The 8,256-nt window shown below is 71.5% G+C and carries 4 protein-coding genes; 2 read left to right on the top strand and 2 right to left on the bottom strand.

Annotated elements, in window-relative coordinates:
- Window positions 1-97: 97 nt before the first annotated feature.
- Both ACWEO7_RS05610 and ACWEO7_RS05605 read right to left on the bottom strand, forming a co-directional pair.
- Window positions 98-709, bottom strand: a complete 612-nt coding sequence (locus ACWEO7_RS05610) for a flavodoxin family protein (protein WP_452421063.1) — start codon at window positions 707-709, stop codon at window positions 98-100.
- Window positions 710-721: 12 nt separating this feature from the next.
- Window positions 722-2,197: an aminotransferase class I/II-fold pyridoxal phosphate-dependent enzyme gene (locus ACWEO7_RS05605; protein ID WP_452421062.1), complete on the bottom strand. Its 1,476-nt coding sequence runs from the start codon at window positions 2,195-2,197 to the stop codon at window positions 722-724.
- Window positions 2,198-2,364: 167 nt separating this feature from the next.
- On the opposite strand from ACWEO7_RS05605, the gene ACWEO7_RS05600 reads away from it, so the two are divergent.
- Together ACWEO7_RS05600 and ACWEO7_RS05595 are read left to right on the top strand one after the other, a co-directional pair.
- The gene (locus ACWEO7_RS05600; RefSeq protein ID WP_452421060.1) at window positions 2,365-3,555 is read left to right on the top strand and encodes an alcohol dehydrogenase catalytic domain-containing protein; all 1,191 of its coding nucleotides are present in this window, start codon (window positions 2,365-2,367) and stop codon (window positions 3,553-3,555) included.
- Window positions 3,556-3,647: 92 nt separating this feature from the next.
- Window positions 3,648-8,252 carry a cation-translocating P-type ATPase gene (locus ACWEO7_RS05595; protein WP_452421058.1) on the top strand — a complete coding sequence of 1,535 codons (4,605 nt, stop codon included), beginning with the start codon at window positions 3,648-3,650 and terminating at the stop codon, window positions 8,250-8,252.
- The last annotated feature ends 4 nt before the right edge of the window (window positions 8,253-8,256 follow it).

The following is an 8,256-nucleotide window of genomic DNA, read 5'->3' as shown; positions in this document are numbered from 1 at the left end:
CTTCTTTGGAAAAACTTGGACTGTTTTTTTGTGTTGTGCTCGTGCGACAACGGTCGCGCCCCCACCGGGGGTGGTGTCGGCGCGAGGGGCGTGGGAATCATTCAGCGGGCGGGTACTGCTGGGCGCCGAGTACCCGGGCCAGGTGCGCGGCGTTCCTGGCCAGCGCCGCGGTCGCCGACGCCACCGCCTTCGGCACCGAGTCGAGGTCCTGATAGTCGGTGCTGCCCATGGCCTGATCGTTCCAGTACGTGCACCCCTGTGCCGGGATGGTGAATCCGATGTCGTTGAGCCCTTGATACAGGTCGGCGACGATCTTGTGCGCGCCGTCCTCGTTGCCGACGACCGCGACCGTGGCCACCTTGCCGACCATCGCGGGGCGACCCGCGTCGTCGGTTTCGGACAGTTCGGCGTCCAATCGCTCCAGCATCCGCTGCGCCACCGACGACATGTGCCCGACCCACGTCGGGGTCGACACCAACAGGATGTCGGCCGCCGCGATCCGTTCGCGGATGGACGGCCACTGGTCGCCGGGGCCTTCGTCGGCGGTCACTCCGGGGAGCACCTCGTAGTCGACCAGCCGCAGCACCGTGCCCTGCACGTCGTGTTCGGCCAGCTCGTCGAGGACCTGCCGGGCGATGACATCACTGCTGGATTCGGCGGGGGACTTCTTCAGCGTGCACACCAAGGCGAGCGCGGTCGGTCCGGCCATGAAGGAAACCTCCTACGTTTCGGTTCGCTCGCGGGCGACGACGCGGATCGTGCGCAGCCGGGAGTCGGCCGCGTCGGGGACGTTCATGCCCGCGTCGAGCCCGGTGCGCAGGTAGTCGACGACGGCGGCGTCGATACGCTCGCCGGGTATGACCACCGGAATGCCCGGCGGATAGGGCGTGAGCTGTTCGCCGGCGATCCGGCCGACGGCGTCGCGCGCGTCCACTGTTTCCACCGGGCCGAAGAACGCGTCGCGCGGCAGCATCACCGATTCCAGTTGCAGGTCCTCGGGCGAGGGCAACTGGATGCGCGGCGGCCGCGGATCGCTCAGTTGCTCGCGCCACGCGGCGATGCCGTCGACCAGGCCATCGATGGTGTCCTTGTCGTCGGCGAGCGACAGCGTGGCGAGCAACCGGCGGTGATCGGTCAATCCCATGTCGATGCGGCGGTGCTCGCGCAGCCAATCAGCGGCCTGATAACCACTGGCCCCGGTTCCGGACACGTCCATGAGGACCTGCAACCGGTCGAGGTCGTGGGAGGCTTCGACACCGAGTAGTTCGTCTTCCAGCACCCTGATGCCGGGGATCTCGGCGAGCCGGCGCCTGGCCTGTTCGGCCAGGCGCAGCGCGGAACCGAGCAGTTCCTGTCCCCGCTCGACCATCTGCCTGCGCCAGCCGTCCAGCGCGGCGTAGATCAGCACGTTCGGGCTGGTGGTCATCAGCAGGTCGGCGCATTCGCTGAGCCTGATCGTGTCGACCAGATCGCCTTGGACGTGGAAGACCGAGCCCTGCTCGAAACCGGCGCCCATCTTGTGCACGCTGACCACACACAGGTCCGCCCCGGCGTCCATCGCCCACGTCGGCAGGTCGTCGTGGAACGGCAGATGCGCGCCCCACGCCTCATCGACGATGAGCGGCTTGCCGCGCTCGTGACACACCTCGGCGATGCCGGCGATGTCCGCGCAGGTGCCGTAGGGACTCGGGCTCACGATCAGCGCGCCCGCGGCGTCGGGGTGTTCCTCCCACGCCTCGGACACCTGCCGCGGCGAGGGCGGGTGGGAGAAATGCTGTTCGGCGTCCCAGCGCGGGGTGATCCAGTGCGGCTGGACACCGGAGAAGATCAGCCCGGCGACCACCGATTTGTGGCTGTCGCGCGCCACCAGCAGGCCGCCCTCGTGGCCGCCCGCCACCGTCATCATGGCCGCCTTCACCGACAGCGAACTGCCGCAGGTGGAGAAGAACGCCGATTCCGCCCGCACCGCGTCGGCCATGAGCGCTTCAGCGCGCGACAGATAGCCACCGCGCGAGAGCCGGTCGTCGAGCCCGGCGGTGGCCAGGACATCGGAGCCGAAGGCGTCGCGGCCGATCACGTCCAAGACGCGTTCGTCGGTTCCGCGCCCTTGCCGATGCCCAGGGGGCGTGAAGCCGTACCGGCCCAGCCGGTGATAGTCGGCGAGGGCTTCCAGCAGGGGAGCTCGTGATTGGTCCACGGCTACCGCCTACCCCGAATCCCCGGCGGCACACATCCGGCGTACCCACCGCACACCGACCCCGTGGCCTGCGGTGTTGCCCCGGCAAACCCCGGCGCGGTCGTTTCGGGCAAAGGCGTGCGGGTAGGACGGGAACAAGTACCGACCCCGACGGAGGAGCCGCGCGTATGAAGGCAGTGACCTGGCAAGGCCGGCACAAAATCGCCGTGGAGACGGTGCCCGATCCTCGGATCGAGGCCCCGACGGACGCGATCATCGAGGTCACCTCCACCGGCATCTGTGGATCCGACCTGCACCTGTACGAAGTGCTCGGCGCCTACATGAGCGACGGCGACGTCCTCGGCCACGAACCCATGGGACGTGTGGTGGAGACCGGTTCGGCCGTCACCGGGCTGGAACGCGGTGACCGCGTGGTCATCCCGTTCCAGATCAGCTGCGGCGCCTGCTACATGTGCCGGGCCGGGCTGCCCACCCAGTGCGAGACGACGCAGGTCCGCCGATACGGCTGCGGCGCCGCCCTGTTCGGCTACTCGAAACTCTACGGGCAGGTGCCAGGCGGCCAAGCCGAGTATCTGCGGGTGCCGCACGCGGACGCCACCCACATCACCGTGCCCGACGGACCGGCCGACGACCGCTTCCTGTACCTGTCGGACGTGCTGCCCACCGCGTGGCAGGCCGTGGAATACGCCGGGGTGCCCGACGGCGGATCGGTGACCGTACTGGGTCTCGGCCCGATCGGGGACATGGCCTGCCGAGTGGCCGCGCATCGCGGCTATCGCGTCATCGGTGTCGACCGGGTACCCGAGCGGCTGGCGCGGGTGGCCGAGCGCGGCATGGAAGTGATCGACCTCGACGCCGTCGACGAGCCGCTCGGCGACATCATCCGCGGCTGGACCGACGGCCGGGGCACCGACTCGGTGATCGACGCGGTGGGGATGGAAGCCCACGGGTCGCCGATCGCGTCGATGGCCCAGCGTTCGGCGGCGTTCCTGCCCGATTTCGTGGCCCAGAAGGTGATGGACACCGCGGGCGTCGACCGGCTCGCGGCGCTGAACTCCGCCATCGACATCGTCCGTCGCGGCGGCACCATCTCGGTGATCGGCGTCTACGGCGGCATGCTCGACCCACTGCCGATGCGAGTGTTGTTCGACAAGCAGATCCAGCTGCGGATGGGCCAGGCGAACGTCAAACGGTGGGTCGACGACATCATGCCGCTGCTGCGCGACGGCGACCCGCTGGGCGTGGACACTTTCGCCACCCACCGCCTCCCGCTGACCGATGCGGCGCAGGCCTACGCCACCTTCCAGCAGAAGACCGACGGCGCGGTGAAGATCGTGCTCGACCCGACCGCGAACTGACCGGCGGAGCGGGTCCGCACCGGACCCGGCCGCGGTGCCCGCACCGCGGTCGCGGACGGTTTGCTCTGTGCTTGCCTGGGTAGCTGCCGTGTATGAGCTTCTTACTACGCGGAGTCGGCTCACCGTGGTGGCTCGAGGCGCCGACCTCCGTTGCGGCGGAGATGGCACGCGCGAGCGTGGAGAAGGCCGTCGATGTGGGAATGAAGGCGGCGCAGGCGCCGGTGCAGGCGGTGGCAGCGGGCGCACGGGCAGGCGTGTCGCTACTGAATGTGGGCAGTAACGAGGGGTTGCGCGACGAATTGGCCGCGCTGATCGACCCGCACGCGCTGCGCTCTCGCCGCCGGGTGGCGCTCAACGAGGACCGGGCCACCGTCGAGGTGCGCGGCCTGGACTCCGGCAGGAGCGGAGACATCACCGAGGCGCTGCACCGGACGCTGGACCGCCGCCGCGATGTGCGATGGTGGCGGGTGAACGCGGTGACCGGCCGCATCGTGGCCGCTCTCGAGCACGGTGCGGCCGACCTGCCCGCCCTGGTGTCGGCCATCGAAGCCGTCGAGACCGACACCGCGGTCGGCGATCTGGACTGGAGTCGCGGCTCCGAGCACCCGGGGGACCGGGAACCGCTGCTGGCGGCCGGGATCCAGGTCGCGGGCGACGTGTGCGCGATCGGGTTGTCCGCCATGAACGCCGTGCTGCCGTTGCGCGGACCCGCCCGTGTGTTGCGCGGCGCGGCCGCCTTCGTCGACACCCAGCCCCGCCTCCGCAAACGGCTCGAGGATCAGCTCGGCCGTCCACGGACCGACCTGGTGCTGACCACGGCGAACGCGATCGGCAACGCTCTGGGCAACAGCGCGGCGGCGGGCACGGCGAATCTGGTGATCGATGCGGTGCACCGCGGTTTAACGCTGACCGAATCGCTCACCCGCTACGTGCAATGGCAGAACTGGGAGACCGAGATCGACCGCCGCCCAGCGGAAGTGCGCGACCCGCTGACCCCGCCCGACCGTGTGGTCGAGATGCCGCAGGGCCCGATCGAACGGGTTGCCGACGAAACGGCCGCGGGTGCGCTGGCGGGCGCGGTCACCTCGGTCCTCGGCGGGCGTGGCCTGTTCGGCGCGGCCGACGTGCTGGAACTCGGAGCCCCCAAGGCGGCGCGGGCCAGTCGCGAGGCCTACGGCGCGCTGGTCTCCACGATGCTGGGCCGGGCGGGTGTGCTGACGCTGCACCCGCGGGTGTGGCGGCGGCTGGACCGATTGTCGGCGCTGGTCATCGATGGAGAATCGCTGCTGACCACACGGCGTCTGGTCCTCGAGGCCGAAGCGAGCGACCCGAGATGGTCGGTCGCCGAGGTATGGAGCGCGAGCCAGCGGCTGCTGTGGGAGCACGAGACCGCGGAGAGCCGCGACGACGCGCAGCCCGACCACACCGGCCGCTACCTGTCGGCCGGCGGCCACCGCAGATTGGTGCATCCCGCGACCGGAAAACCCGACCACGGTGTGACGCGCCGCCCCGTGTGGCGCGAACTTCATGACAACGGAACACCGGTCGGGCGGGTCCTGGTCGGCCGGGAACTCGACCCGCGGGCATACGCGCTGCTGGGCCGGGCGCGCAGCGCGGGCCTGCGCGTGACGCTCGCCGCGAGCGCCGACGCCGCCGAGTTGCGGTCCATGGCGGACGAATTCGTCTCCCCGTCCAGGTCGATGAGCGGGCTGGTGCGCGCTCTGCAGCAGGACGGTCACGTCGTCGCCGTGTTGAGTCCCCGAGCGCACAAGGCGCTGGCACACGCCGACGTCGCGATCGGTCTGGCCGTGCGGGAGGACAACGCGCTGCAGGTGCCGTGGACCGCCGACGCGGTCTGTCGCGACCTCGCTCAGGCCGACCGGGTCCTCGCCACCGTCGCTCCGGCCCGTCAGGTGAGCGAACGCGGCCGCTCACTGGCCCTGTCCGGCGCGGCGTTGGGCGCTCTGCTGCTGGCGGTCGCCCCGGACAGCGCGGGCCGGTCCTCGCCCATGACCGCCGCCCACTCCACCGGTTTGCTCACCGGCGCCTACACCGGATGGCGTTCGGCGCGCACCGCCCCACCGGCCACGCTCGCACCGTTGCTGCCCTGGCACGCCCTCGAACCCGAAGAGGTGCTGAGCCGGTTGCCGCAGCCGCCCGCGGTGCCCGAGCGCACCCGGCCCGGCACGGTCGCCCGCATCCCCGGCGTGAGCGTCATCGCGTCGGCGGCGTCGTTCGCCGGTCAGTTGCGCCGGGAACTCTCCGATCCGCTCACCCCGATCCTCGGGGTCGGCGCGGTCGCCACCGCGGTGCTCGGCGCGCCGTCGGACGCGGTGCTGCTGTCGTCGGTGCTCGGCGTCAACGCGCTGGTCTCCGCCTGGCAGCGCCAGCGCGCGGAAAACGCGCTGTTCCGCCTGTTCGAGGGCGAGCAGCTCAACGCCCGCGTGATCGACCGCGCCGACCTCGACACCGCCGAACCGCACGAGTACCTGGTGCCCGCCGACGTCCTCGCACTCGGCGACGTGATCGTGCTGCGGGCCGGGGAAGTGGTCCCCGCCGATGCCCGGCTGCTGCGCGTGGACGATCTGGAAGTGGACGAATCCGGCCTCACCGGCGAATCGATCACCGTCGAGAAACAGGTCGCGGCGACCCCGGGCCGGCCGCTGGCCGAGCGCGCCTGCATGGTCTTCGAAGGCAGCACCGTGGTCAACGGCACCGGACGAGCGATCGTCGTGGCCGTCGGTCCCGACACCCAGGCCGGCCGCGCCGCCGCCGGGGCCATCCCGCCGGAAAAGGCCGGTGTGCAAGCGCAATTGCGCCGCCTGACCGACCGGGCCCTGCCGTTGACGCTCAGCGGCGGCGGCATCGTGACCGGACTGGGCATGCTACGCGGAAGGCCGCTGCGCACCGCGATCGCCGACGGCGTGGCGGTCGCGGTCGCCGCGGTCCCCGAAGGACTGCCGCTGGTGGCCACGGTCGCTCAGCTCGCCGCCGCCCGCAGGCTGTCGCGACACGGCGTGCTGGTGCGCGCCAGCCGCACCGTCGAGGCACTGGGCCGGGTGGACACCCTGTGCTTCGACAAGACCGGCACCCTCACCGAGGGGCGGCTGCGCCTGACCACACTCGCCGACCTCGACGAGCAGTGGTCCCCCGACGCCGACTCCGAGCACGCGCGCCGCCTGCTGCGGGCCGCGGCCCGAGCCTGCCCCGATCCCGCCGAGGGCCCGATCGTGCACGCCACCGACCGCGCGGTGGTCGAGGCCGCGGCCGAGGCGCTCGGCGACGACCCCCGCCGCTGGGACGCGATCGAGGAGATCCCGTTCGAATCCAACCGCGGCTACGCCGCCACCCTCGGCCACACCTCCCGCAAACTACGGCTGATCGTGAAGGGCGCGCCCGAAGTGGTGCTCTCGCGCTGCACCGGCGTACGGATCGATGAGACCGACCATCCCTTCGACGACCGCCTGCGCCAACGCGCCGAACAGGTGGTTCGCCATCTGGCCGAGCAGGGCCTGCGGGTGCTGGTGGTGGCCCGGCGCGACCTGCCGACCGAACCCGACGACGTCGAGGCGGCGGTCGCCGAACTGACTCTGCTCGGCTTCATCGGCCTCGCCGACACGCCGCGCCCGCAGGCGGTCCCGCTGGTCACCGCGTTGCAGCGCAACGGAATCAGCGTCCGCATGATCACCGGCGACCACCCGGTGACCGCGGCGGCGGTGGCCCGCCAGCTCGGCATCGAGGCGGGGAAGGTGGTGACCGGCGCGGATCTCGACGGTCTGGACGAGACCGCGCGTGCGGAACTGATCGAACAGAGCACGGTGTTCGCCCGCGTCAGCCCGGAACACAAGGTGCGCATCGTGGCGGCGCTGCGCCGCGCGGGACACGTGGTCGGGATGACCGGCGACGGCAGCAACGACGCCGCAGCCATCCGCACCGCCGACGTCGGAATCGGTTTGGCCGCACAGGGTTCGGTCGCCGCACGCAACGCCGCCGACATGGTGCTCACCCATCCCGACCCGCTGGTGCTGCTGCACGCCCTCGTCGAAGGCCGCGGCATGTGGCAGCGGGTCACCGACGCCGTCGGCGTGCTGGTCGGCGGCAACGCGGGCGAGGTCGCATTCACGCTGTACGGCACCGCCGTCAGCGGCCAGGCGCCGCTGGGCACCCGGCAATTCCTGCTGGTGAACATGCTCACCGACATGTTCCCCGCCATGGCGCTGGCGGTGTCGCGGGAACGGGACGCGGTCGATCCCGACGACACCGACGACCCGCAGGCCCAAGCGCAGCGCGCCGCGGAGCGGCTGGCCGAACTGCCGCCCGCACGCCTGGGCCCAGATCTGCTGCACACGCTCGGCGTGCGCGGCGTGGCCACGGCCACCAGCGCCTCGGTCGCCTGGACCCTCGGCCGGATGACCGGCACGCAGCGCCGCGCCGCCACCATCGGCCTGGTCGCGCTCATCGGCACACAGCTGGGTCAGACGCTGGTCTCCGGCTACCGCAGCCCGTTGGTGTGGCTCACCACGGCCGCCAGCGGTGCGGTGCTCGGCGCGGTCGTGATGACGCCGGGACTGTGCGGCTACTTCGGTTGCCGCCCGCTGGATCCGGTCGGCTGGGGAATCGCGACCACCTGCGCGACCACCGCCACCGTCGCCGCGGTGCTGGTTCCGCGGCTGCTGCCCCCACCGGAAGCGGAGTAGCAGC

Source organism: Nocardia sp. NPDC004260 (genome assembly GCF_053603155.1).
The sequence above is the reverse complement of the archived record's forward strand: the minus strand, read 5'-3'. Positions and strand labels throughout refer to the sequence as shown.